This is a genomic window from Streptomyces sp. NPDC057474 (genome assembly GCF_042802555.1).
Classification (GTDB): domain Bacteria; phylum Actinomycetota; class Actinomycetes; order Streptomycetales; family Streptomycetaceae; genus Streptomyces.
Genome location: NZ_JBHVDX010000147.1, coordinates 1 through 25,277 on the forward strand (window position 1 = coordinate 1; position 25,277 = coordinate 25,277).

At 70.2% G+C, this 25,277-nt stretch carries 18 protein-coding genes and 1 pseudogene; 4 read left to right on the forward strand and 15 right to left on the reverse strand.

The window, feature by feature from the left end; genetic code table 11:
• Positions 1 to 29: 29 nt before the first annotated feature.
• The 4 genes from ACFU53_RS31830 to ACFU53_RS31845 all read right to left on the reverse strand — a co-directional run bounded on the left by ACFU53_RS31830 (position 30) and on the right by ACFU53_RS31845 (position 5,937).
• A complete protein-coding gene (locus ACFU53_RS31830) occupies positions 30 to 3,416 on the reverse strand; it encodes a S8 family serine peptidase (protein WP_384000098.1) in 3,387 nt (1,128 codons plus the stop codon).
• A 93-nt stretch (positions 3,417 to 3,509) separates the two neighbouring features.
• Positions 3,510 to 4,538 carry an ABC transporter gene (locus tag ACFU53_RS31835; protein ID WP_384000101.1) on the reverse strand — a complete coding sequence of 343 codons (1,029 nt, stop codon included), beginning with the start codon at positions 4,536 to 4,538 and terminating at the stop codon, positions 3,510 to 3,512.
• The gene (locus ACFU53_RS31840) at positions 4,535 to 5,479 is read right to left on the reverse strand and encodes an ABC transporter ATP-binding protein (RefSeq protein ID WP_384000104.1); all 945 of its coding nucleotides are present in this window, start codon (positions 5,477 to 5,479) and stop codon (positions 4,535 to 4,537) included. Before ACFU53_RS31840 ends, ACFU53_RS31835 begins: the two co-directional genes overlap by 4 nt.
• Positions 5,480 to 5,517: 38 nt before the next feature.
• Entirely contained in the window at positions 5,518 to 5,937 is a 420-nt protein-coding gene (locus tag ACFU53_RS31845) for a GntR family transcriptional regulator (RefSeq protein WP_384000106.1), read from the reverse strand.
• Positions 5,938 to 6,231: 294 nt separating this feature from the next.
• Here ACFU53_RS31845 and ACFU53_RS31850 point away from each other — a divergent pair.
• Positions 6,232 to 6,541: pseudogene (locus tag ACFU53_RS31850) on the forward strand (MOSC domain-containing protein); the annotation flags it as partial.
• Positions 6,542 to 6,581: 40 nt separating this feature from the next.
• On the opposite strand, the gene ACFU53_RS31855 reads toward ACFU53_RS31850, so the two are convergent.
• Positions 6,582 to 7,466: a hypothetical protein gene (locus ACFU53_RS31855; RefSeq protein WP_384000109.1), complete on the reverse strand. Its 885-nt coding sequence runs from the start codon at positions 7,464 to 7,466 to the stop codon at positions 6,582 to 6,584.
• 32 nt (positions 7,467 to 7,498) lie between these two features.
• The gene (locus ACFU53_RS31860; RefSeq protein ID WP_384000112.1) at positions 7,499 to 7,909 is read right to left on the reverse strand and encodes an ATP-binding protein; all 411 of its coding nucleotides are present in this window, start codon (positions 7,907 to 7,909) and stop codon (positions 7,499 to 7,501) included.
• 308 nt (positions 7,910 to 8,217) lie between these two features.
• Here ACFU53_RS31860 and ACFU53_RS31865 point away from each other — a divergent pair, with 308 nt between their 5' ends.
• Together ACFU53_RS31865 and ACFU53_RS31870 are read left to right on the forward strand one after the other, a co-directional pair.
• Positions 8,218 to 8,991 (forward strand): DUF5753 domain-containing protein, encoded by a 774-nt coding sequence (locus tag ACFU53_RS31865; RefSeq protein ID WP_384000147.1) that lies wholly within the window; start codon positions 8,218 to 8,220, stop codon positions 8,989 to 8,991.
• A gap of 8 nt (positions 8,992 to 8,999) precedes the next feature.
• The gene (locus tag ACFU53_RS31870; protein ID WP_384000115.1) at positions 9,000 to 9,203 is read left to right on the forward strand and encodes a DUF397 domain-containing protein; all 204 of its coding nucleotides are present in this window, start codon (positions 9,000 to 9,002) and stop codon (positions 9,201 to 9,203) included.
• On the opposite strand, the gene ACFU53_RS31875 is transcribed toward ACFU53_RS31870, so the two are convergent.
• From ACFU53_RS31875 to ACFU53_RS31890, 4 genes are all read right to left on the reverse strand, one after another.
• The gene (locus ACFU53_RS31875; RefSeq protein ID WP_384000118.1) at positions 9,204 to 9,887 is read right to left on the reverse strand and encodes a LuxR C-terminal-related transcriptional regulator; all 684 of its coding nucleotides are present in this window, start codon (positions 9,885 to 9,887) and stop codon (positions 9,204 to 9,206) included. It lies immediately after the preceding gene.
• 274 nt (positions 9,888 to 10,161) lie between these two features.
• Complete coding sequence (locus ACFU53_RS31880) at positions 10,162 to 12,222, reverse strand: PQQ-binding-like beta-propeller repeat protein (protein WP_384000121.1); 2,061 nt, start codon at positions 12,220 to 12,222, stop codon at positions 10,162 to 10,164.
• Positions 12,223 to 12,423: 201 nt separating this feature from the next.
• Positions 12,424 to 14,232 (reverse strand): PQQ-binding-like beta-propeller repeat protein, encoded by a 1,809-nt coding sequence (locus ACFU53_RS31885; protein WP_384000124.1) that lies wholly within the window; start codon positions 14,230 to 14,232, stop codon positions 12,424 to 12,426.
• Between the two features lie 357 nt (positions 14,233 to 14,589).
• Positions 14,590 to 16,398 (reverse strand): ABC-F family ATP-binding cassette domain-containing protein, encoded by a 1,809-nt coding sequence (locus tag ACFU53_RS31890; protein WP_384000127.1) that lies wholly within the window; start codon positions 16,396 to 16,398, stop codon positions 14,590 to 14,592.
• 523 nt (positions 16,399 to 16,921) lie between these two features.
• Here ACFU53_RS31890 and ACFU53_RS31895 point away from each other — a divergent pair.
• A complete protein-coding gene (locus ACFU53_RS31895) occupies positions 16,922 to 18,544 on the forward strand; it encodes a S8 family serine peptidase (RefSeq protein WP_384000129.1) in 1,623 nt (540 codons plus the stop codon).
• A 126-nt stretch (positions 18,545 to 18,670) separates the two neighbouring features.
• Here ACFU53_RS31895 and ACFU53_RS31900 read toward each other — a convergent pair whose 3' ends face one another.
• From ACFU53_RS31900 to rsmA, 5 genes are all read right to left on the reverse strand, one after another.
• The gene (locus ACFU53_RS31900) at positions 18,671 to 20,686 is read right to left on the reverse strand and encodes a nitrate- and nitrite sensing domain-containing protein (RefSeq protein ID WP_384000132.1); all 2,016 of its coding nucleotides are present in this window, start codon (positions 20,684 to 20,686) and stop codon (positions 18,671 to 18,673) included.
• Between the two features lie 137 nt (positions 20,687 to 20,823).
• Positions 20,824 to 21,603 (reverse strand): MHYT domain-containing protein, encoded by a 780-nt coding sequence (locus ACFU53_RS31905; RefSeq protein ID WP_384000135.1) that lies wholly within the window; start codon positions 21,601 to 21,603, stop codon positions 20,824 to 20,826.
• Between the two features lie 232 nt (positions 21,604 to 21,835).
• Complete coding sequence (locus ACFU53_RS31910) at positions 21,836 to 23,203, reverse strand: acyltransferase family protein (protein ID WP_384000138.1); 1,368 nt, start codon at positions 23,201 to 23,203, stop codon at positions 21,836 to 21,838.
• Positions 23,204 to 23,251: 48 nt separating this feature from the next.
• Positions 23,252 to 24,184 (reverse strand): 4-(cytidine 5'-diphospho)-2-C-methyl-D-erythritol kinase, encoded by a 933-nt coding sequence (locus ACFU53_RS31915; RefSeq protein ID WP_384000141.1) that lies wholly within the window; start codon positions 24,182 to 24,184, stop codon positions 23,252 to 23,254.
• Positions 24,181 to 25,146, reverse strand: coding sequence for a 16S rRNA (adenine(1518)-N(6)/adenine(1519)-N(6))-dimethyltransferase RsmA (gene rsmA, locus ACFU53_RS31920; RefSeq protein WP_384000144.1), 966 nt, complete (start codon positions 25,144 to 25,146; stop codon positions 24,181 to 24,183). Before rsmA ends, ACFU53_RS31915 begins: the two co-directional genes overlap by 4 nt.
• Positions 25,147 to 25,277: the final 131 nt, after the last annotated feature.

Here is a 25,277-nt window from a genome sequence, read left to right on the forward strand (position 1 = left end):
GGCGGGGGCCAACCGCGTCTTCTGTCCTCCTACTTGGTGGTGCGGTAGGCGCGATGGATGGTCTGGGTCAGGGTGTTGCCGTCGGCGTCGGTGAGGGCGACGCGCAGCGAGACCGGGCCGGGCTTGGCGGGGCTGGTCAGCTTGAGCACCTTGCCGTCCACGGGGGTGGTGCTCTTCCAGGTTTTGCCGTCGTCGTAGGAGACGGTGAAGGCCAGCTTGCGCAGCGTGCCGACCTTGGTGGCCGCGCCCTGCAGGCTGAAGGGCACAGTGAGGGTCGTACCGGCCTTGGCGGTGCTGGCCGTCGACAGGGTGGGCGTGTAGCGGACGACCGTCAGCGGGAGCCGCTTGGGCGTGTCACCGGCGACGTGGGCCGAGGCGAAGGTCCAGGTGGCGGTCGTACGGGTGCTGACCGCGTACTGCGCCGGAGCGCGGGAGACGTCCACGCCGAGCTTGTACGTCCGCTTGCCCGCGGGAACCGTGTACGAGTCGCCGTTCAGCGGGTCGTTCACGGCGAAGATCTTCTTGCCGTCGGCGTAGAGGGAGCTCCTGGCCTTGGTGTGGGTGGAGGTGCCCGTGTTGCCGACGCCGTCGGAGAACAAGGGCACGTACGCCGCGAAGGTGTCGCCGACGCGGACCGCTCCGGTCCTGTCGCCGCCGTTCGCCAAGGGGTCAGAAGGGAGGGACGGGCCGAAGACGCCGATGTTGAAGCGCTGCGTGTAGTCCCTGCCCGCCGCGTACGCCCTGGCCGCGCTGACCTGTGTGTTCTCCCAGGTCGGGGAGCCCTCGGCATCGGGGGCGCCGAGCTGGCTGGTCTGGTAGAACCACTTGATTCCGTTGGGCAGTACGTAGTCGGTGCCGGTCAGCGGCAGGCGGCCCTCGGTCCGGAAGAGGTTGTAGAAGCCGCCGGGCATCAGCGGCGCGGCCCAGACGCTCGCCGTCCTGCCCTTGACCGGCGCACCGACGACGACCTTGACCTTGGTGAGCTGCGAGCGCTTGACGTTCTTGGTGAAGCCGGACAGGTCACCCGTACGGTTCCAGGCCAGCCGGTAGTTGTCGGCCTTGTGGGTCCAGATGCCGTGGTACATCGCGGACACCTCGGCGGCCGGCGCCGGGGCACCGAGCTGTCCGACGCGGATGCTGCCGAAAGAGGGGGCGTCGTACACAGAGGTGTACGGCTTGTTGTTGACGTCGACGTGGAAGAAGAACATCGCGCCATTGGGCTTGGCCGCGCCGTCCGGCACGGTGACCTTGACGGGTTTCGTCTTCCGGGCGTCCATGACCAGAGTCGTGTTCTTGGTCAGCGCGAACTTCGGGTACAGCAGCACGGACCGTCCGGCGCTGCCGGTGAAGAACATTCCTTCCAGGGCGTAACGGCCCTTCGGCAGACGGATGGTGACCTCGCCGTCCCTGTCGGAGACGGCCTCCGTCCAGATGTCGTTGTCCAGGCCGTAGATACCCGTCGCGGCGTCGTCCGGGGCCTTGCCCTTGAGGTCGAGGTGCTTGATGGTCAGGTCGTACGACTCGACCTCGCGGACGACGCCGAGGGAGGTGCGCGCGGTCGTGGTGCCATCGGCGGTGGTGGCGGTCAGCGAGCCGCCGAAGCCGCCCTCGGCCGTGCCCACGCGGGTGTCGGCGGTCACGGTGGCGGTCGCCTCACCGCCCGCCGGGACGGTGAGTCGCTGCGGCGAGACGGTGAACAGGCCCTCGGCGGCGGGCTTTCCGTCGTTGCCGTAGGCCTCGGTGGCCAGGTCGAGGGTGACCGGCTCGGTGCCCGCGTTGCGGTACGTGACGTCCTTGGTGACGGGCCGGTCGTCGGTGTGGGGGTACTCCTGTGTCCCGAAGCCCAGCGCGGTCGGGCTGCTGGTGAGCCGCTGGTTGATCGCCCTGGCGACGTCCACCCGGCCGGTGCCCTGCGTGTACGCGGAGGTGGCGGCGGTCGGCTTCGCGGAGGCGGTGAGGGCGGCCTTGATCTGTCGGCCGGTCCAGTCCGGGTGCTCCTGCGCCAGGATCGCGGCGGCGCCCGCCACATGCGGGGTCGCCATCGACGTACCGCTCATGGAGACATAGCCGTCGGCGGCGGGGTCGCCCATGAAGCCTTCAGCGGCCTTGGCGGCGACGATGTCCACGCCCGGCGCGGTGAGGTCGGGCTTGAGGAAGCCGTCGGCCGTGGGGCCGCGGCTGGAGAACTCGGCGATGGCGTCCCGGCGGTCGACCGCGCCGACGGTGAGCGCGGCGGCCGCGCTGCCGGGGGTGCCGATGGTGCCCTCGCCCGGGCCCTCGTTTCCCGCGGCTATGACGAACAGGGCGCCGGAGCTTGCCGACAGGTCGTTGACGGCCTGCTCGACGGGGTCGATGCCGGGGCTGTCGGTACCGCCCAGGCTCATGTTGACGACCTCGGCGCCCCGCGCGACGGCCCACTGCATACCGGCGATGACGCCGGAGTCGTCGCCCTCGCCGGAGTCGTCGAGCACCTTGCCGACCAGGAGCCGGACGCCGGGCGCGACGCCCTCGTACTTCGCGCCTGCGGGAGACGCGGCCCCGGAACCCGCGATCGTCGAGGCCACGTGCGTGCCGTGCCCCGCTCGGTCGACGGTGTCCGCGGCGGTGGAGAAGTTCTTCGCCGCCGCGATCCGGTCCTTCAGGTCCGGGTGCGTGGCGTCGACGCCGCTGTCGAGGACGGCGACCTTGACACCCTTGCCGTCGTATCCCGCCGCGTGGGCCGCGGGCGCGCCGATCTGCGGCACGCTCCTGTCCAGGGTCGCCTTCACCTTCCCGTCCAGCCAGATCTTCCTGACCTTCGCGGAGCCGGTGCCGCTGGTGAGGGTCTCCCACAGGCCCGCGCCCTCGGACTTGCGGGCGCGTACGGCGTCGCCGTTGATGCTCGGCAGGTCCCGCCGGACGGTCGCGCCCGAGCTGCGGAACGTACTCGCCGAGACGGATGCGCCCTTGTCGTAGGTGACGATCAGCGGCAGGTCGGAGCGGCGGGCGTCGTCGTAGCGCGAACTCACCAGTTGCGTCACGTCGAACAGCCGCCGGTCGGCGGTCCCGTTCGCTATCAGCGGTTCGGCGTCGCGCGGCAGGACGTATGCGTGGCCCGCGGCCTGCTGGACGCGGAAGGCCATCCCCTCGCGGCCCTCGGCGGCCGTCACGCCGGTCACCTTGCCCTCGGCGTCGAGGGTCACCCGGTCGCCGGTGACGAGGGTGACGGTCCTGGCGGGGGCGCCGGTGCCGGTGCCGGTGGAGGGCGCGGCCTGGGCGCTGTCGGTCGTGCTCGCCAGCAGCCCGGCGCCGAGCGCCGCCGCCAGGGCGGCCGCCAGCGGGACGGTGGTGACCGCTCGTTTCCTGCGCTTGTGCGACTTCAACTCAAGCCTTTCCATAAGGTTCATGGCGGTTCGTTCGCCGGTTCGGGGCAGCATCGGGGCGCGGCGGAGCGACGCTGTGGCCGCTCGGCCGCGTACGGAGAGAGAACTGCGAGGAGGATCGGGTCGGACGAGGCGCTCGGACAGATGTCAGACGAGGCGCTTGCGACCCCAGAGGATGACGAACACCGCGATGCCGGCGGTCAGGGCGAGCAGGATCGAGGAGCCGAGCCACTGCATGGAGGACATCTGGGAGATCGGGATGTAGTCGATCGACCAGCCGACGACCTGCGCCTTGTCCAGGCAGGCGTCTCTGGCCTTCTCCGTCGCCTCGGCGCAGCTGCCCCAGCCGATGAGGTCGCCGGAGGCGGTGAGGTAGGACTCGTCCAGCTGGTGGGCGCCGTCGGGCACGTTCGGCGTGGAGTTGTCCCCGACACCGTTGTGGCTGGTGACCGTGATGACGTTCCCGAGGGACATCCTGAAGTACGACCAGACCACCTGCAGCGCGACGGCGAAGCCCAGGGTGACGACCATGGACAGCAGGGTCCGGCGCAGCAGCATGCCGATCGCCACGCCACCGACGACGGTGAGCAGGGTGAGCGCCACGGGCACGGGTCCGCTGCTGTCGAAGGCGGGACTGTCGGCCCAATCCATGACGTACGACGACGACTTGACCGGCGACCACCACCAGGTGAACGCGGCGGAGAGCGCCGTGGTGCACACCACGACCACGAGCGCGGTCACCCCGAGCTTGGTGGCGAGCCAGCGAACGCGGCTGACGGACTGCGCGTTGACCAGCTTGGCGGTGCCGGTCTCCAGGTCGCCCGCGAGCAGGGGCCCACCGACGAAGACACCGATCAGGATGGGCAGGAGCCCGAGCAGTTGTGCGGCCGAGTCGAGCGGCACCTGGTCGAACTTGTCCTCCCAGCCGGACTTGAGGTGGGGGTAGCCGTACCCTTCGAGGTACGTGATCATCTGGTGGCGCTGGTACACGAGCACCGCCACGGTGACCGCGGTGGCGGCCAGCAGCGTCCAGTAGGCGGCGCGGTGCTGACGCCAGACGAGCCAGTTCATGCCGCTGAGCCGGAGGCCACGGCCACGGCCGGCTTCGGTGCGGGCGGAGTCCGAGAAGGCGCTGTCGGCGCTGTCGGTGTTGTCGGTGCTGGTCATCGTGCTCATGCCGCCACCGCCTGCGGGCCGACGTAGGAGCTGGGACTGATCAGGGGCGGGGCCTCGGGCGAGCGCAGATAGGCGAGCAGGAGCTCCTCCAGGTTCGGGGTGCTCGCCTCCCAGGGGCCGTTGGCCGGCCCGTCGGGGCGTACGAGTGAGGTGAACTGCCGTCCGCTGGTACGGGTTTCGACCACGGTGTGGTACGCCAGCTCCGGGGGCGTCCGCCCGTCGGAGTGGACCCCGGTCAGCACGGCGTGGGCGGTGCGGAGCTCGTCGACCTCACCGGCCAGGCGCAGCCCGCCGCCCGCGATGACCAGCAGGTAGTCGCAGGTGTTCTCCAGTTCGGCGAGCATGTGGGTGGACATCAGCACGGTGGTGCCGCGCTCGGCGGCCTCGGCCAGCAGCGTGCCCATCAACTCGTGGCGCACCAGCGGGTCGAGGTCCGACATCGGCTCATCGAGGAGCAGCAGGTCGGGACGCTTGCCGAAGGAGACGGCGAAGGCCACCCGGGTGCGCTGGCCGCCGGAGAGCGTGCCGATCTTCGCGTCGAAGGGCACGTTGCCCGCGCGGACGATGTTCTCGGCGGCCCGCTGGTCCCAGCCGGGGTTCAGTTCGCGGCCCATGCGCAGGGTCTCGGCGACGGTGAAGCGCCGGAACAGGGGCTTCTCCTGGGCGAGGAACGCGGTACGCCGGGTGGCCTCCGCGGACTCCGGGGCCGCGCCGAACACCCGCACGGTGCCGGTGGTCGGTTCCAGCAGGTTGGCGGCGATGGCCATCAACGTGGTCTTGCCGGCCCCGTTGGGGCCCACCAGACCGCAGATCCGCCCGGCCGGCAGCCGGAAGGAGCAGTCCCGCAGCGCCCAGCCCCGGCGGTACTTCCGGCCCACCCCGCGGGCTTCTATCGCGGACGTGTCCGCCGGCCCCCCGTAGCCCGTCTCATAGCTCGTCATGCGTGTCCCCTTGGTCCCATTGTTGCTGTTGTCGCTGTTCACGCGTGTCCGGCGGCAGGCTCGGTCCCGGCGTACCGCTGCTCCATCACCGACGTGACCAGAGCGGTCACGTCGTCCTGCTCAAGACCCGCCTCGCGGGCCCGGTCCATCCAGCTCTCCAGCTCGCCGCGCAACGGCGAATCCACCGCCGCCTGCGGACGAGCCAGTGACTGACGCACGAACGTCCCCAGTCCCGGCCGCGCTTCGACCAGCCCCTCCCGCTCCAGCTCGCGGTACGCCTTGAGCGTGGTGTTGGGGTTGACCGCGGAGGCCTGGGCAACCGCCTTGGCCGTGGGCAGCTGATCCCCGGGCCCGAGTACGCCGAGCCGGAGCGCCTGCTTGGTCTGCTGAACGATCTGCTGATAGGCGGCGACCCCGCTCCGCCTGTCGATGCGGAACTCCAACCCCTTCACCACCATTTCACTAGTCGACTAGTGAAATGATGATGGAGCACAGATCGCGTACCTGTCAAAGCCCACAGGTCGGCGCGTCGGCGACGTGATGGAACGCGTTGTCCGGCGTGGGCTGCCACCGCCAGAACGGCACCTGACGGGAACGACGAGGAGAGGAACGGCTCGCGGCCGGGCCGGTGCGGGACTCCGCCCGAAACAGGTAACTACCGCCACGGGGAAGGTTCGAGGTCCGCGACCGCTCGTCAGGCGCGTGCCGAGCCGGCCGGGCGCGACGTCACCCCCGGTTCGCACCACACGTACGTGGTGCCCGGTGATCTCGGCGAGAACGTCACCACCTGCGGCATCGATCTGCTCGGCCTGCCGGTCGGCACGCTGCTGCGCATCGGGAACAACGCGGTGCTGCGGGTGCCGGCCTGCGCAACCTTGCCTGCGGATCGACAACTTTCAGGACGGGCTGCTGAAGCGGGCTCCCGGCCGCGACAAGGCCGGGAACAACGTGCGCAAGGCCGGAATCACGAGCATCGTGAGGGAGGGCAGCGCGGTCCGCCCGGGCGACACGATCAAGGCAGAGCTGCCCAGCGGACCGCACCGCCCCCAGGAGCGGGTCTGACGCCCCCACCGTGGCCCCAGATCAATCTAGGGCCGGCCTGTCAGGCGTCGTCGAACAGGTCGGCCGCGTCGGTGACGTCATAAGCGCGGTCCACCCAGACCTGGAGCAGGTCGGGGTCGGTGCAGCCGCGCACCCGCTGCCGCACGGACTCGGGTACCTCGATCTGACGCCGGTCGAGGGTACGCAGAATGCCCGCGATCCGCTCCGCGATCCGTTCCTCGACTCGCCCCTCCTCGCGCAGCTTCACCGCGACCGGGTTCTTGAAGAAGTAGTTCACCGGCATCATCAGCTCCCTCCACACCTTCTTCGCCTGGGCGTCCACCAAGCCCGATTCGACCAGCTCCGCGAACACCGACGCGGTGTCAGGGTCCACGGTATCCAGAACGGCTGCGAGTGGTTCCAGTATCGCGGCGGCACCCCTGCCCTTACCATGCGTGATCGCCGAAAACACCGCGAGGGTGACATCCCGGGCCACTTCCGCCTCGTCCGCGATCACCGGCACGTTGTCCGGCCCGAGGACGAGCGGCCGTACGACCAGCGAGGCCCAGTCCGGCAGACCGAACCGGATGGGCTGGGCGGCCCAGCGGGCGGTGGCACGGTTCTGAGTCATGACGATGAGTACGGGCTCACAGCGGTACTTCTCGTAGAGGTACGAGAGGTAGTACGGCCAACTTCCCCGCTTCCTCTCGTCCTTCCTCCCCTGTGATTCCAGAACCAGCAGGAAGTCGCCCTCATCGGTGTCCACCCGCACCAGACTGTCCACGCGGCGCTCGACCGGGGCGATCTCCGTCAGGTCCGTGTTGACCACGGAGATCGAGCGAGGCTCCGGAAACGGCACATGGAACAGCCGCCGGAAGCTGCGGATCATCCCCTCGGTGTCCTTCTGGCAGATCTGATGCAGCGCCTCGTGTGGCGAGCTGACCATCGGATCTCCTTTCTGTCGGCGTGAATAACGAGCTACGCGGCCATCAGTTCGCACCACACGTATTTGCCCGAGTGGCCGAATCGGGAGGACGGCTGCCAGCCCCACACGTCCGTGCAGGCGCGTACGAGGGCGAGGCCTCGGCCGGTCTCCGTGTCGGGCTTCGCCAAGTGGCATGGGGGTTCCGGGGGTTCGGGGTCGGCGTCCCAGGCGCCGATCCACAGGGTGTTGCCCGACCAGCACACACGGAGGGCGGCAGGGCCCTTGGTGTGGAGTACGGCGTTGGCGATCAGCTCTGTGGCGAGGAGTTCGGCGGTGTCCAGGAGGGTGGTCAGGCCGTGCATCGTGAGGATCAGGCGGAGGGTGCGGCGGGAGACGGTGACGGCTCGGGGGTCGTGGGGGATGTGGAGGACGTACTCCCAGGGTTCGGGTGCGATTTCGGGCATGGGTCAGCTCCGTGGTGGGGTGAGGTGGGGAGTTGGTCTGGGCGGGCGGTGGCATTGCCTCAGCCGTCGTGGCGTGACGGAGTGGTGCGCTTCCGGGGTGCCGGTGATGCCGCAGAGTGCGCGGTGCATGACTGACGGTATTTCCTAAATTTAGGATGCCGCAACCCTCTGCCGTATTCTGACCCCCGAACGAGCGACGCGCACAGGGCAGTTGGGACGAGGAGGCACCCGTGCCGACGAAGAGGCACCTCACGGCCCGCAGAGTGCGGCTGGGATCCGAGCTGCGCAAACTGCGCGAGGCGACCGGCATGAAGGCTCGGGAGGCCGCGGCACTCCTGGGAGCCGACTCGGTCCAGATGAGCCAGATCGAGTCCGGGGTCGCGGGTGTGAGCGCCGCTCGGGTACGGCGCCTCGCCGCTCACTACGCCTGTACGGACGACGGGTTGATCGAGGCCCTGGCGGCGATGGCGACCGATCGCACGCGGGGCTGGTGGGAGGAGTACCGGGGAGTGTTGCCGCCGGTGTTCCTGGACACCGCCGAGGTTGAGCACCATGCCGCGCTGCTCCGCGAGGTGGTGATCACGCATGTGCCCGGGCTTCTACAAACCGCCGACTACGCAAGCGCCGTCTACTCGTACATGGTCCCCGGGCTGCCCGACAGCGAGTTGAACCCCCGGGTGGAACACCGGATGCGGCGGCGAGCTGTCATCGAAGGGGGTAGCCCCACCCCGTATGAGACGCTCATCCACGAGTTCGCTCTGCGCCTTCGCGTGGCCGACCGGGCCGTCGCCCGCGCTCAACTCCGCCAGATCCTGGAGCAGAGCGAGCAGGTTCACGTCACTGTGCGAGTCATCCCCACGGATCAGGACGGCTTCGCGGGCGCCGGCGCCTCGATGATGTACGCGGGCGGCCCGGTGGCCCAACTGGACACCGGGCTACGCGATGCCCCCACCGGAACCATGTTCATCGATGCAGAGCCCCGCCTGAAGCAACTCCGAACACTCTTCCGTAAGGTGAAGGAGGCGTCGCTGGAGCCCATCGCGTCGCGTGACTTCATCCACCGATTGTCGAAGGAACTGTGAGGCCCCTAATGGCTAAGGCCTTGCTCTGGCAGAAGTCGACGTTCTCCGACGGCGGCGACGGCAACACCTGCGTCGAACTCGCGGCAGCGCACCCCACCCTCCACCTCCGCGAATCCGACACCCCAGCCACCGTCATGGCCACCACCCCCACCGCCGTCGCCCACCTCCTCCACGCCATAACCTCCGGCAGGTTCAGCAGACCCCGAGGGTGATTACCCCTCCTGGTGCGGTACCGGCCCCGCGCGGTCCAGCAACCCCGTGCGGGCCGCCAGCGCCGCCGCCTCCAGCCTCGACCCCACGCCCAGTTTCATCAGCACCCGCTGGACGTGCGTACGGGCGGTCGACGGGGCGATGTTCATGCCCGCCGCGATCAGTCTCGTGTCCTCGCCGTCCGCGACGCGGACCAGGACCTCGACCTCGCGCGGAGTCAGCATCTGCAGGAGGCGCTGGCCCTCGTCGTCGGGCTGGGCGGCGGGGTTCAGCAGCTCGCTGAAGGCGCTCTGGAGCAGTTGGGGCGCCACCGCCGCCTCTCCCGCGCGGGCCTTCATGATGGCCCGTTCGACCCCCTCGATGCGCTCGTCGTGCCGTACGTAGCCCGACGCGCCCGCGGCGAACGCGGCCGCGATGCCGCGCGGGTTGGGCACCGGGCCGAGGACCAGCACCGCCACCTGCGGACGTTCGCGCTTGATCCTGACCACCGGGTCGAAGATCCCCGGTTCGGCCGGTGTCGCCGTGCCGAGCAGGCACACCTCGGGTGCCCTTGTGATCACCAGTTCCGCCGCGCCCGCGGCGGGCGCCGCCGCCGCGAGCACCCGGTGCCCCCGCAGCTTCAACGCCGAGGCCAACGCCTCGGCCAGCAGTCGGTGGTCGTCGACCACCATGAGCCGCACTCCCATCGAGCCACCCCACCCCCCAGTCCCCCCAGATGGTTGCCAACTATGGCTGCCCACTGGTCTTCACGGACAGAAGCCCCCCGACTTCCCCGTCGGCTCCCCCGCTCTCATGCCCCCGGAAGCTACACGCTTGTTCGACGTTGCGCTCCCCCTATGGGAGAGATGTGCCCCGGATTACCGAAATTCCCTCCCATTCGAGCGTGATGAGGGATACGTGCACGGCCCCACCCCTGAGCTGGGGCGGGGCCGTGGAACGAGGCCGAGGGGGCGCGTGGGGTTACTTCGCCCCGAATCCGAGCGCCGTGTACTCCTTCTCGTCTTCCGAGTACGGCTTGCTGACGAGTTCCGAGCCGATGAACCACCGTCCGTCGGTGTAGAGCATCTCGCTCAGCGTCGGCGTCATGCCGCTGATCGCGCGGAGCACCGACTCGGAGGACGGGGTCTCCAGAAGCATGGTCTGCTTCAGCGTCTTGCCGTCGACGGAGACGATCTGGGCGCCCTTGTCGTACGGGCCGTCCTTGAAGGCGATGATGTTCGGCCCGTCCATACGGATCGGGAACAGCTCGTAGTCATCGCCCGCGTCGACCCGGTCGCCGGTGGACTTACCGGTGGCCAGCGAGAAGGAGACGATCTCGTTGGTGGAGCTGTAGGAGCCGGTGCCGTCGTGGTTCTTGGTCGGCATGTACACCTTGTCGTTGCCGACGTAGATGCCCTTGCAGGCCCAGACACCGCGGACCGGGCACTCGTAGTCGTACTTGTCGTCCGGGATGGAGATCTTGGCGCGCAGCTTGCCGCTGTCGTCGAGCGAGAAGATGTCGGTCGTGCCCGTCAGCGGGATGTCGCTGCCCGTCACCACACCGAAGACCACCGGGTTGGTGGAGATGACCTTGGCGCGCTGGATGCCGGAGGGCACCTTGTACGTCCACTTGACGCTGCCCGACTTCGGGTCGAGCAGCTGGATCTCGAAGGTCTCGCTGCCGTAGTCGCCGCACTTGCGGACCGCGATCAGCTGGGCGCCGCCCGCGTAGCCGTCGTCGACACACTCGCCGGCCTTCGGCGACCACAGCACCTTGCCGGAGTTGACGTCGAACGCGGCGCCGCCGGAGTAGCCGCCGGCCGCGGCGACCGTCGTACCGGAGATGGTGACCTCGCCGAACGGCACCTTGCTGCCGCTGAGGTCTGCGTTCTTGGTCCACACCTCCTTGCCGGTCTCGACGTTGAACGCGGTGACCTCGGTGCAGGGCTGGCGGTCGTCGTTGTTCTTGCGCTTGGCCGACTCGGTCACCACGACGGCGATGCCCTCGGTGGTGATCTCACGGGAGCCCGCGCAGGTCTGACCGGACAGGTCCAGCGTCCACTTGGACTTCCCGCTGTCCGGGTCATAGCCGATGATCTTGTTGAGGGCGGCCTTGGCGTACGTGGTCTTCGTCAGCCAGGAGCCCTTGACGCTGTCGATCTGCAGCTTTTCCTTGACCTCGTGCGCGGGCACCTGGAAAAGGATCTTCGCGCTGGTGCTGGAGGGCACCTTCTCCTGCGCCTCGGTCGGGACCTCGACACCGCCGGTCGACGAACCGCCGGACGACGACGAGCCGCCGTCGTCACCCTTGGTGTCGTCCTTGCCGCCGGTCGTGCCCTCCGAACTGGCGGTGTCCTTCTTGCCGTTGTCGTCGTCCCCGCCGGAGGTGGCGACATAGACGCCGCCGGCGGCGATGAGCGCGATGGCGGCGACCGCCGCGGTGATGATGATCGCCGTGGAGTTGAGCTTCTTCTTGCCGACGGGGGCCTGTCCCACCTGCGGGTGCATCGGCATGGTCTGCGGCTGATAGCCGTACGGGCCGGGCTGTGGCTGCTGGCCGTAGGGACCCGGCTGCGGCTGCTGGCCGTACGGGCCGGGCTGCGGCTGGCCGTAGGGACCCGGCTGGCCGGGCTGGCCCGGGTAGCCGTAGCCGGGCTGCGGCGGCGGAGGCGTCTGCGGGTAGCCGTAGCCGGGGCCCTGCGCGGGCGGGGGTGCCTGCGGCGGCTGGGCCGGCGGCGGGGTCTGCTGCGCCGGCGGTGCCTGCGGGTAGCCGTAGCCCGGGCCCGGGGCGGGTGGGCCCTGCGGCGGGGGCGTCGGGGCGCCGAAACCGCCGGGCGGCGGGGGTGTGGGCGCGCCGAAACCGCCCTGCGGCGGGGCGTCCTGCGGGGGCTGACCCTGGGCCGGAGGCTGACCCTGGGCCGGGGGCTGACCCTGGGCCGGAGGCTGGGCGGGCTGCTGGCCCTGACCCTGGGCCGGAGGCTGGGCGGGCGGCTGGTTCGGGGGCGGGCTCGGAGGCTGGTTCGGCGGGGGCGGCTGCGTCATGACGTGGATACCTCGAAGCGGATCTCGGAGGAGGGGTGAGGGACGATTGGGGATGTCGACCGGGTCACGGCGGGGCCGGGCGGCGGTGGCGTCGGCAGGCCGATGTCCGCGGCCTGCGGCGACGGCACGGACACGGCCGGTCCGCAGCCTGTGGCGACAGCTCGGACCAGGCCGGTCCGCGGCCCGCGGCGGTCGCGCGCGTCACTTGCCGTAGGCCAGCATCAACTTCTCCTTCGCGTCGTCGACACCGTTCAGCAGGGTCGTGGAGATGTAGAAGCGCCCGTCCACGTAGTCGATGGCCTTCGAGTAGAAGGAGCTCTCGATCTCCGCGGCGCTCGCCGGCATCTGGATGAGCTTGGTCGCCTGGCGGCTGTTGCCGGTGGTCGGAACGGACACCACCTGGCCGCCCGCGTCGCGCGAGGACTCGACGTACGCGATGAGCTTCGAACCCTCGATCCTGACCGGGGAGATCTCCGCGTCGGAGGAGGGGGACTTGACGCGCCACTTCTCCTTGCCGGTCGAGAGGTTCAGGGCGACGATCTCGTTCGTGCCGTCCTTCTCCTCGGTCGGCAGGTACAGGGTGTTCGCGTCGGCCGCGACGCCCGTGCAGCCCTGCATGTCGCGGGTGAGGATCCCGCCGTCGCACTCGGGCGCGAACGAGTCGTCGGACTCGACCTGCGAGCGGGTCGAGCCGTCGGCCTTGAGGGTGGAGATGTTCCAGGTGTTCTCTTCCTCGTTGGTGAGGTAGAGGACGACCGGGTCCACGGAGTACGCGTGCTCGACCTTCCAGCCCTTGGGGATCTTCCGCGTCCACTTGGCCTTGCCGGTCCTCGGGTCCAGCTCCTGGACCTCGTCGTGCTCCTTGTCGGTGGTCACCGCGCAGGAGGAGACGGAGATCAGCCGCGTGGCGCCCGCGAACCCGGCCGGGTAGCAGGACTGCCCGTAACTCTTCTTGTCGAACAGCTTCTTGCCGGTGTTGATGTCGTACGCCGTCCCGGACTGCGAGCGGCCCACCATGAGCGTGTCACCGGTGACGGACAGCCCGACGCTGATGGCGCTGTCGAACAGGTCCCCCTCTTCCAGCTCCGCCGACCAGCCCTTGTCGCCGGTGTTCAGGTCGATCTGCTGGAGCTGGTCGCACTCGGCGTTGTCGCCGGTGCCGCTCTGGTACGAGACCACGATCCGGTCGCCGGAGGTCGCCTTCGGGGTGACCGCGCAGATCTTGCCCTCGAACTCGATCGGGTCCCAGGCGGGGTTCCCGTCACCGACGTTGTAGGCGAACAGCTGCTTGTACGCCGCCTTCACCGCGACCTTGTCGGTGACCCACAGGCCGGGGGCGCTCGCGCCGGAACCGGGGGCGTCGGGGGCGCTCTTGTACCAGAGCACCTTCGCCTCGCCGGTCTTGCGGTCCGCGTTGAGGTCGGAGACGTCGAGGTCCTCGCCACCGTCGCCGCTGCCGTCGCCCTGGTTGACGGGCACGGAGGGCGAGGTCGAGGGCTTGTCGTCCTCGGTGGGGCTCGCGCTCTCCTTGGCGACCGGCTTCTTCTCGTCGTCGTCCCCGAGGCTCGTCACCGCGAACACCGTGCCGCCGACCACGAGCAGCGCGGCCACGGCGGCGCCGATGATCACCGCGGGCCTGCCCTTGAAGAGGTTCCTGGAACCACCGCCGCCACCGACCGGCGGCGGGGTGGGCGCGCCAGGGTACTGCGACTGCGGGTAGCCGTAACCGGCCTGCGACGCCGGGTTGTACGGGCCGGGCTGCTGCGGCTGGGCGTAGGCGCCGGGCTGCTGCGGCTGTCCGTACGGGCCGGGCTGCGTGTACGGGCCCGGCTGCGCGGGTGGCTGCTGCTGGGGGTAGCCGTAGCCGGGGACCTGCGCGGGCGGGCCCTGCGGCGGGGGCGTCTGCGGGTAGCCGTACGGCTGTTGCGGCGGTTGCGGCTGTGACTGCGGTGGCGGGTTCTGTGGTGCTCCGTAGCCGCCCTGCGGCGGCTGATCGGGTGGCTGAACCATCAGCGCTTTCCCCCTGTTTCGCTGCTTTCGAGCCACCCGTGGTCACGCGTGGTGTCGCTTCTCAGACTGTTCTCAGACGGCTCTTTCTATCACTGCGACGCTCCCACGCACGGGGCCGGTCGCTCCCCTGTTCCCAAGGGAGAACCGGCCCGTGATGTCCTCGTTACGCTCCTTCACGCCCCCTTCACGGGACGTGCGCGCCGTCCGCGATACGCCATTTGAGGGCGGGGGACTTATGGGCGCCGACCAGGGGAAGCGCCCTGAAGGGGTGCGGGGAACTGCGCGATCAACCACGTACAACCCGCACCTGGCATCGAACATCAGCCCTGACGGAGCTCCCCCACACCCGCGGAGCGCTCACGCGTCCTCGGCGAGTTCCAGCCACCGCATCTCCAGCTCTTCCTTCTCCCCGAGCAACGCCCTCAACTCGGCGTCGAGCTCCGCCACCTTCGCGAAGTCCGTCGCGTTCTCGGCGATCCGCGCATGCAACTTCGCCTCCTTCTCGGAGACCTTGTCCAACTGCCGCTCGACCTTCTGGAGTTCCTTCTTCGCGGCACGGGCGTCGGCGGCGGAGACTGCCTTCTCCGAGGCGGCCTTCACGGCAACAGGCGAGGCGGCGGCCGCGACTTCCTCCATCTTGTGACGCCGCTCGATGTACTCGTCGATCCCCCGCGGCAGCATCCGCAGCGCCGCGTCGCCGAGCAGCGCGAACACCCTGTCGGTCGTCCGCTCGACGAAGAACCGGTCGTGGGAGATCACGATCATCGACCCGGGCCACCCGTCGAGCAGGTCCTCCAGCTGCGTGAGGGTCTCGATGTCGAGGTCGTTCGTCGGCTCGTCGAGGAAGAGGACGTTGGGCTCGTCCATCAGCAGCCGCAGAATCTGGAGCCGCCGCCGCTCACCACCGCTGAGGTCGCCCACCGGCGTCCACTGCTTCTCCTTGTTGAAGCCGAAGGTCTCGCAGAGCTGTCCCGCCGTCATCTCGCGCCCCTTGCCGAGGTCGACGCGGTCGCGGATCTGCTGCACGGCCTGGAGCACCCGCAGGTCCGGGTCGAGCTCGGCGACCTCCTGGGACAGATACGCGAGCTTGACCGTCTTGCCGGTGACGACCCGCCCGGCGGCCGGCTGCTTCTCCCCCTCGCTGCGCGCGGCGTCCGCCATGGCCCGCAGCAGGGAGGTCTTGCCGGCGCCGTTGACCCCGACGAGGCCGACCCGGTCGCCCGGCCCGAGCTGCCACGTCAGATGCTTCAGCAGCACCTTCGGCCCGGCCTGCACGGTGACGTTCTCCAGGTCGAAAACGGTCCTGCCCAGCCGGGACGACGCGAACTTCATCAGCTCGCTCGTGTCACGCGGCGGCGGCACGTCCGCGATCAGCTCGTTCGCCGCCTCGACCCGGAACCGCGGCTTCGACGTACGGGCCGGGGCGCCGCGCCGCAGCCACGCCAGCTCCTTGCGGACGAGGTTCTGCCGCTTGGTCTCCTCGGTGGCGGCGATGCGCTCACGCTCGGCGCGGGCGAAGACGTAGTCGGAGTACCCGCCCTCGTACTCGAAGACCGAGCCCTTCTGCACGTCCCACATCCGCGTGCACACCTGGTCCAGGAACCACCGGTCGTGGGTGACGCAGACGAGCGCGGACCGCCGCTCCCGCAGGTGGCCCGCAAGCCAGGAGATGCCTTCCACGTCGAGGTGGTTGGTGGGCTCGTCGAGGACGATCAGGTCCTGCTCCTCGATGAGCAGCTTGGCGAGCGCGATGCGCCGCCGCTCACCGCCGGAGAGCGGGCCGATGACGGTGTCGAGCCCCTGCGGGAAGCCGGGCAGGTCGAGCCCGCCGAACAGCCCGGTGAGCACGTCCCGGATCTTGGCGTTCCCCGCCCACTCGTGGTCCGCCATGTCCCGGATGACCTCGTGCCGGACGGTGGCGGCCGGGTCGAGGGAGTCGTGCTGGGTGAGCACGCCGGCGTGGAGGCCGCCGGAGTGGGTGACCCGGCCCGTGTCGGCCTCCTCCAGCTTGGCGAGCATCCGGATCAGGGTCGTCTTGCCGTCCCCGTTCCGCCCCACGACGCCGATCCGGTCCCCTTCGGAGACGCCGAGCGAGACCCCGTCGAGCAGGGCGCGGGTGCCGTACACCTTGCTGACGTTCTCGACATTGACCAGATTGACGGCCATTACTCTCCTGACACGGGGACGATCGACCCTCCAGGGTAGTCGGCGGGGCGAAGGGGTGTGACGGGCGGCAGGAACGAGGGCCGGGGGACGCCATGAGCGGGGGCAGAACTCCGGGACCGGGGGCGGAACGCTTCACTCGGCCACGGCGACGCTCTCGCCCCCCACGGTCGGGACCGGCGGCGGCCCGAACGCTCGCGCGGACAAGTGCGGGTGGGTGGGGGCTGGTCGCGCAGTTCCCCGCGCCCCTCAAAAGGCAAGGGCTGCGCCCCATGCCTTTTCGCTGAAGGGCCGCAGGCCCCTTCAGGGGCGCGGGGAACTGCGCGAGAAATCACGAGCCACCCGCACCCGCCGAACCACACCGACCCCCCGAGCCACTAGGCGCCCCGGCCGAGCGGCGCAGCCCGGACGTAGGGATTCCCCTTATTGACGTGACCTCGTCAATTCCGTCACCGTATGTCACCAGGACGCCACCCCCCACGCTGGTCAGTCCGCGCAAGTCCTCACGAGAGGGGAACCACCCCCAATGTTCGTGCAGAACTCCCCCGCCCCCCACGCCCCCGGTCGCCGCAGACGCGGCGCGCTCGCCGCTGTGGTGTCCGCCGCGGCCCTGTTCACCGTCGGTGCCGCGACCGCCACCCCCGCCGTCGCGGCACCCGCGCAGGGCAAGATCGTCGGTGCGAACGCCGAGAACGCCATCAAGGGCAGCTACATCGTCACGCTCAAGGAGAGCCTCCCCTTCAAGGCGGCCTCCAGCAAGGGCAAGGCGGTCGCGACCCGGTACGGCGCCGAGGTGGAGCAGACGTACAAGAAGGCGCTGAACGGCTACGCCACCGAGATGACCGAGGCGGAGGCGAAGCAGCTCGCCGCCGACCCGGCCGTCGCCACGGTCGCCGCCAACAAGACCGTCCACATGAGCGACACCCAGACCGGCGCGACCTGGGGCCTTGACCGCATCGACCAGGCCGACCTGCCGCTCGACTCGTCGTACACGTACCCCGGCAGCGCGGGCAGCGGCGTCACCGCCTACATCATCGACACCGGCGTACGGATCACCCACACCGACTTCGGCGGCCAGGCCTCGTACGGCTACGACGCCGTCGACGACGACTCCTCCGCCGACGACGGCAACGGGCACGGCACGCACGTCGCCGGCACCGTCGCGGGCACCACCTACGGTGTCGCCAAGGCCGCCGACATCGTCGCCGTCCGCGTCCTCGACGACGAGGGCTCCGGCACGACCGCCGGTGTCGTCGCCGGTATCGACTGGGTGACCGACAACGCCCAGTTCCCGGCCGTCGCCAACATGTCGCTCGGCGGCAGCGCGGACTCCACCCTCGACGCCGCCGTCGCCAACTCCATCGCGGCCGGCATCACCTACGCCGTCGCGGCCGGCAACGACAACGCCAACGCGGCCGGCTACTCCCCGGCCCGCGTCGCGAGCGCCATCACCGTGGGTGCCTCCACCAGCGCCGACGCCCGGTCGTCGTTCTCCAACTACGGTTCCTCGCTGGACATCTTCGCGCCGGGTTCGTCCATCACCTCCGCGTCGAACAGCTCCAACACGGCCACCGCGACCTACTCCGGTACGTCGATGGCGTCCCCGCACGTCGCCGGCGCGGCCGCCGTCTACCTCGGCGAGAACCCGAGCGCCTCGCCCTCGGCGGTCACCACGGCCCTGACCTCGGCAGCCTCCGCCTCCACCCTCACCAGCGTCGGCACCGGCAGCCCCAACCTGCTGCTCCAGGTCACGCCCAGCGGCGACGGGGACGACGGCGGGGACGACGGTGGCGACACCGGTACGGCCTTCGAGTCGACCACCGACGTCTCCATCCCGGACGCCGGCTCCGCCGTCTACTCGCCCATCGCCGTCAGCGGTCTCACCGGCAGCGCCCCCAGCGACCTGTCCGTGTACGTCAACATCGTCCACACCTACCGCGGTGACCTGGTCATCGACCTCGTGGCCCCGGACGGCTCGACGTACCGCCTGAAGAGCAGCAGCTCCTCCGACTCCACGGACAACGTCGACGCCACCTACACGGTCGACGCGTCCAGCGAGACGACGGTCAACGGGAGTTGGCAGCTGAAGGTGCAGGACGTCTACAGCGCGGACACCGGCTACATCAACAGCTGGAAGCTGACCTTCTGACGGAGTGTCCGGCCAAACGTTTGTTAGAACACGCGAGTTCGACCAAACGTTTGGCAGAACCTCCACGACGACGCCGTGCGCCCCGGGGACACCACGCCCCGAGGCGCACGGCGGTCTTGCGGGCGCCTATCGGCGCTGTTGCTGGATCAGTGCCGAGGCCGGGGCCAGTGAGCGGGCGTCGGCGGCCGACTCGTGGTGGACGGGCATGTCGTCGCGGATCAGGTGCTCGGGGATGAAGACGGCCGCGGCGACGCCGCCGTTGGTCGACTGGCGCAGCTCGACGCGCAGACCCTGACGGTCGGCGAGGCGGTTCACCACGATGAGGCCGATCTGCTTGGCGTCGAGGAGGTCGACCTTCTCCGACTGGATCTTGCGGTTGGCTTCGGCCATCGCCTCCTCGTTCATGCCGAACCCGCTGTCCTCGACCTCGATGAGGATGCCGTCGCGCAGCAGGGCGGCCCGCAGCTGGACCTTGGTGGAGGGCGGGGAGAACGCGGCGGCGTTCTCGACGAGTTCGGCGAGCAGATGGATGACGTCGGCGACGGAACCGCCGTTCAGCGACACGCGCGGTGCGGCCCAGATCTGGACCCGGGTCGCGTCCTCGATCTCGGCGACGGCGGCCCGCAGGATGTCCGACAGCGCGATCGGTTCGCGCCAGCCGCGGCCGGGGGCGATCCCGGACAGGATGAGCAGCGACTCGGAGTGGCGCCGCATCCGGGTGGCGAGGTAGTCGATCCGGTAGAGGTCGTACAGCTCGACGTGGTCCTGCTGTTCCTGCTGGCGCTGCTCCATCACGCTGAGCAGGTCGAGCTGGCGGTGGAGCAGCACCTGGCTGCGGCGGGCGAGGCTGACGTACACCCCGGAGATGCCGCTGAGGAGTTCGGCGCGCTCGGAGGCCGCCTTGAGCGCGGCCCGCTGCACGGCGGTCAACGCGGTGCCCACCTGCGCGAGTTCGTCGCCGGCGAGGCGCCGCATCGGGGCCTCGGCGTCGATGTCGACGCCCTGCCCGGCGTGCAGCTTGCGCATGGCCTGCGGCAGGCGGCGTCCGGCGACTTCGAGGGCGGAGTTGCGCAGGTCGAGGAGTTCGACGATGAGACCGCGCCCGACGCCCACGGAGACGAGGAGCGACAGGAGTACGCCGACGAGACCGAGGACGACCGCGACGCCGGACGCGCCGAGCGTGTCCCAGCCGAAGACGTCCGCCTTGGCGGCAGCGCCCGTTCCCGCGTCCTCCTCCGCTTCGGCGAGGCCCTCCAGCACGGCCGTCGAGGAGGAGTCCCAGTCCTTCAGCACGGCCGCCGACACCGGCCCCGCCCCGGCGTCCGTGACCCCGTCCTCGACCTTGACGAGGGAGGCGTAACTGTCGCTGTCCAGCAGCACGTTGTAGGCAGGCTGGTGTTCGGCCTTGAGGTCGGCGACGGCCGGCTTCAGCAGCTCGCGCTGGGTGGCGACGGCGCCGATGAAAAGCGCGTACTGATCCTTGCCCAGCGTCCCGGAGGCGGTGGCGGCGGCCAGCAGGGCCTGCTCGCGGGCCACGGCGTCACGGACGCGGGAGAGTTCGAGGACGACACGCGCCTCGGAGGTCGCGTCGGTGCCCTTCTCGCTGGTGAGCGCGCCGGTCACGGCGAAGGCGTGGTCGATGACCGCCGAGTACGCGGTGTACGCCTTCGAGACCGAGTCCTTCCCGGTGGACTTCGCGTCGGACCCGGTGGCGTCCGCGCGCAGGGCGGCGAGATCGCTGAAGTCGGATTCGAGGGTGTCCAGGCGGGCGGGCAGGACGGTGTCGATGAGGGCCGCGTCCGAGCTGGAGGAGTTGAGGCCCGCGCGGAGCGCCGTCACGGCCTTGTCGGTGGCCTGCTGGTCGGCCCTCAGGTCGTCGAGACCCGTTTCGCTGCGCTTGGCGGCGTACCGCATGGCGGCCGTCCGCTCGGCCTGCAACGCGGTGACGAACTCGGCGACCGGCGCGAGCAGTTCACTGTTGACGTCCTTGGCACGCTCGGTGTCACCGATGGCGGCCACGGTCGTCACGGCGGCATAGCTCCACAACGCCATCAACGACACGATGGGCAGCATCAGCAGGGCGACGATCTTCGCCCGCACGGATCTGGGACGCAGCCGGGCGGTTACACGGAGAAATTTCATTTGGGGACCTCGCTCGGGGAGGGCGACTCAAACGCCTCGTAAGGGGCGCGGGGCTGTGTCGGATTTGCGGCTCCGCCGCGTGGACGCGACCAGCCCCCACCGGCCCGCAGGTCACGACAACGCTCGAAGCGGAGCGCTCACGCCGTCGAAAGCTCGACCTCACGCAGCAGTTCATCGGCGAAAGAAGACTCCGCCCGCTTCCCCGTCGGCGACAGCGCCACATACGCCGAGGTCAGGAAGAGGAACGATCCCAGCAGCACGGCCAGCGGGAACAGGAACTCCGTAGCCGTGGCCCCCGCCAACTGGGCCGTGCTGGGCGCGAGATCGATACTGACGGCGTACATCGCGGTGTAGTGCATGCTGCTGACCGCGAGCCCCATGACGAGCGCGGCGATCGCGGCGAGCACACCGCCCCGCACGATCAGTGTGAGAGTGAGCGCGGCGGTCGCGGCCACGACGGCGATCACCACGGAGGCGATGACCAGGGACGGGTTGTAGCTGATCTCGCCGTGCAGGTTGAGCGCGGTCATGCCGGTGTAGTGCATCGCGGCCACGCCGAGCCCGGTGCCGAGGCCGCCGAAGGCCACCGCGCGGACCCGGGAGCGGCCGTAACCGGCGGTGAAGACACCGGCGCTGACGACGGCGATCGCCATGACCAGGCTGAGGACGGTCATCGGGACGTCGTAGCGGATCGGCGTCCCCTCCACCCCGAAGCCCATCATCGCGACGAAGTGCATGGTCCAGATGCCCGAGCCGATGGCGAACGACGCCAGCGTCAGCCAGTTCCGTTTCGAGGCGCCCTCGGCCTCAAGTGCCCGGACGGTGCAGCGCAGTCCGAGGGCGGAGCCGACGCAGGCCATGACGTAGGAGAGGACGGGGGTGACCCATCCGGCGCTGAAGTGGTCCATGTGTCCCATGAGGAATCCCTCTCGCCCGCCGCGGGGACGACACCACGCACACGGGAAGTACCGCCGGTAACAAGGCACCGGGGATCGAGATCATGCCACCCGAAAACGACGGGCAGACATCCACAAAAGGACCCAGAAGGGATTTTTCTGAACATTAAAAATGCTGTGGCGTGGGTTACAAACTGAGGGGTACGCCAGACCAATGCCTGACCTGCACATTTCCTCCACGGGACCACCTCGGTCAAGCACTTGACCGTTCACCACGACCAATGAGTTCCACCAGCGACCACCCGGCGAGTGTCATCGCCACCGCCGTCGGCGCGGTCACCTGGACGGCGATCAGCAGGGCCGAGCGCCCATCGAAAAGCCCGCCGAACCCGACCATGGAGAGCCCGAGCACACCGAAGAGACACAGGGTCGCCCCCAGGGCGGCGGCGGGGCCGGAATACGCGCCCGACCTGCGCGAACCGCTCGCTCGGGACGATCGAGCGGCGGGCCGCTCGAAGCTCCGGAAGGCGGCGACGAGGACCGCCGTGAGGACGGCCGCGGCGGCGATACGGAGGGGCAGTTGGACCCACCAGGCGCCCGACGCCGGCGCGGGCAGGTCGGCGCCGAGGGCGAGCAGTACGCCGTACACCCCGAGCATGGCCGAAAGATGCCACAGGAACGCGGTCATCGAGATGCCGTTGGCCGCGACGACCGCCCGCCACACCTTCGGCCGTTCCAGCCACCGCCCGACCGGCCCGCGCAGCCACTCCACCGCGCCGACGAGCCACAGCCCGTGGCACAGCAGCGCGAAGGTCGGCGGCGCCATGTTCGACACCTTCTCGCCCGGCATCCCGACCATCGACAGCGGATACGGCCCGTACGCCACCAGCAGCGCGGCCCCCGCGAGCCCGGCCCCGGCGAGCAGATGCGGCCGCGTCAGCCGCCCGTCGGCACGCAGGAATCCGAGCTGGTGGATCGCGAGCCACACGAAGGCGAAGTTGAGGAACTCGACGAAGGGCACGTCGAGCGCGAAGCGCAGCACGTCGACGGCCCCCGCCGCCGCGACCAGCGCCCCGAACGCGCCCCACCCGTACCTTTCGTGCAGTGTGAGCAGCGGCGGGGTGAAGGCGACCATCGCGAGATAGATCCCGATGAACCACAGCGGCTGCGCGACCAGCCGCAGCGCCACGTCGAGCAGTCCGCCTCCCTGGCCCGCGAGTTGGAGGAGGACGGCGGCGGCGCCCCACACCCCTATGAACACCATGGTGGGCCGCAGGAGCCGTTGGAGGCGGGCGCGGAGGAAGGCGGGGTAGACGGAGCCGCCGTCCGGGTGCTTGCGGCTGAGGGAGCGGTAGGAGAGGGCGTGCGAGAAGCCGCCGACGAAGAAGAACACCGGCATGATCTGCAGGGCCCAGGTGAGGATCTGGAGCCGCGGCTCGACGGCGAGCAGGTTGCCCACCTCGACCTGCCCGTCTCCCCCGCCACCGGTCGTGACCGCCGCCATCAGCCAGTGGCCGAGGACGACCGTGCCGAGGGAGGCGACGCGGAGGAGGTCGACGTACCGGTCACGGGTGGACGGGGTGGCGGCGGCGAGCTCGCTCGCACTCACGCTTGCACTCATGGGAGTACGGTCGCGCCGACGCCCGGGTGGGCATCAGCGCTCCCGTACTCAACTCGCGTCTGAGTACCTGGGCTTGGGCTTCCCGGACACTGTCGCACCCGGCGCGGGTGAGTCGGCCACCCTGGCCGCCCTGCACGTACCGGACGCGAGCAACCCCTCGGCGATGGTGCGGGCCGAGTCGGCGTCCCGGGCCAGGAAGGCCGTGGTCGGGCCCGAGCCGGAGACGAGCGCGGCGAGCGCGCCGGCCGCGCGGCCCTCGGCGAGGGTGTCGGCCAGCTTCGGGAAGAGCGAGAGGGCTGCGGGCTGGAGGCCGTTGGAGTCCGGCAGGAAGGCCGCGAGCGCGTCGACGTCCCCCTTGGCGAGCGCGTCCAGCAGCACCTGGGAGGCGACGGGCTCGGGGACGACGTCGTGCGCGTGGAGCCGGTCGAACTCGCGGTAGACGGCGGGCGTGGAGAGCCCGCCGTCGGCGACGGCGAAGACCCAGTGGAACGAGCCGCCCACGTCGAGGGGCTGGAGTTGCTCACCCCTGCCCGTCCCGAGGGCCGCCCCGCCCACCAGGCTGAACGGCACGTCGCTGCCCAACTCCGCGCAGATGTCGAGGAGTTCGTCGCGCGAAGTGTTCGTGCCCCACAGCGTGTCGCAGGCGAGGAGCGCCCCGGCCGCGTCCGCGCTGCCGCCGGCCATGCCGCCCGCGACGGGGATGTCCTTGGCGATGCGCAGGTGGACGGCGGCCTCGATGCCGTGGCGTTCCGCCAGCGCGAGAGCGGCCCGGGCGGCGAGGTTCGTACGGTCCAGGGGCACCTGGTCGGCGCCGGGGCCCTCGCAGGTGACGGTCAGCTCGTCGGCGGGGGTGGCGGTCACCTCGTCGTACAGCCCGACGGCGAGGAAGACGTTGGCCAGGTCGTGGAAGCCGTCGGGCCGGGCGCCTCCGACCGCGAGCTGCACATTGACCTTGGCGGGGACGCGAACGGTGACGCTCACGACTGCCGGGACTCCTTGTCGTCGGTCTTGTTGTCGGTCTTGTTGTCGGTCTTGTTGTCGGTCTTGTTGTCGGTGGCGTCCTCGGTGACACGGTTCTCGGCGGTGACGCGGTTCTCGGCGATGGCGGCGAACTCCTCGACCGTCAGGGACTCGCCGCGGGCCTGCGGGGAGACCCCGGCGGCGACGAGGGCGGCCTCGGCGGCGGCCGCGGAACCGGCCCAGCCGGCGAGGGCGGCCCGCAGCGTCTTGCGCCGCTGGGCGAAGGCCGCGTCGACGACCGCGAACACGTCCCGCCTGGCGGCGGTGGTCTTGATCGGCTCGGTCCGGCGGACGAGCGAGACGAGCCCGCTGTCGACGTTCGGCGCCGGCCAGAAGACGTTCCGCCCGATCGCCCCGGCCCGCTTGACCTCCGCGTACCAGTTCGCCTTCACCGACGGCACGCCGTACACCTTCGAGCCCGGCCCGGCGGCGAGCCGGTCGGCGACCTCCGCCTGGACCATCACGAGGGTGCGCTCGATGGTCGGGAAGGTCTCGAGCATGTGCAGCAGCACGGGCACGGCGACGTTGTAAGGGAGGTTCGCGACGAGGGCCGTGGGCGGCGTGCCGGGAAGCTCGGCCACCTGCATCGCGTCCGAGTGCACGAGGGCGAAACGGCCGGCGCGGGTGGGCATGCGGGCGGCGATCGTCGCGGGCAGCGCGGCGGCGAGGACGTCGTCGATCTCGACGGCCGTGACCCTGTCCGCCACCTCCAACAGGGCGAGGGTGAGAGAGCCGAGACCCGGGCCCACCTCGACGACCGTGTCCTGCGGGCGGACGTCCGCGGTCCGCACGATCCGGCGGACCGTGTTCGCGTCGATCACGAAGTTCTGGCCGCGCTGTTTGGTGGGGCGCACGCCGAGCGCGGCCGCGAGTTCACGGACGTCGGCGGGGCCCAGGAGGGCGTCGGGGGAGGGGCTGCTCACGGCACAAGGGTACGGGGCGGGAGCTGTGCCCCGGTTCTTGGGCGCCTTGGAGCTCGGGGGTGCGGATTCGTCGGCGGGTGCGGGTGGTGTGGGGTTGCTCGCGCAGCTCCCCGCGCCCCTGAAAGACACTG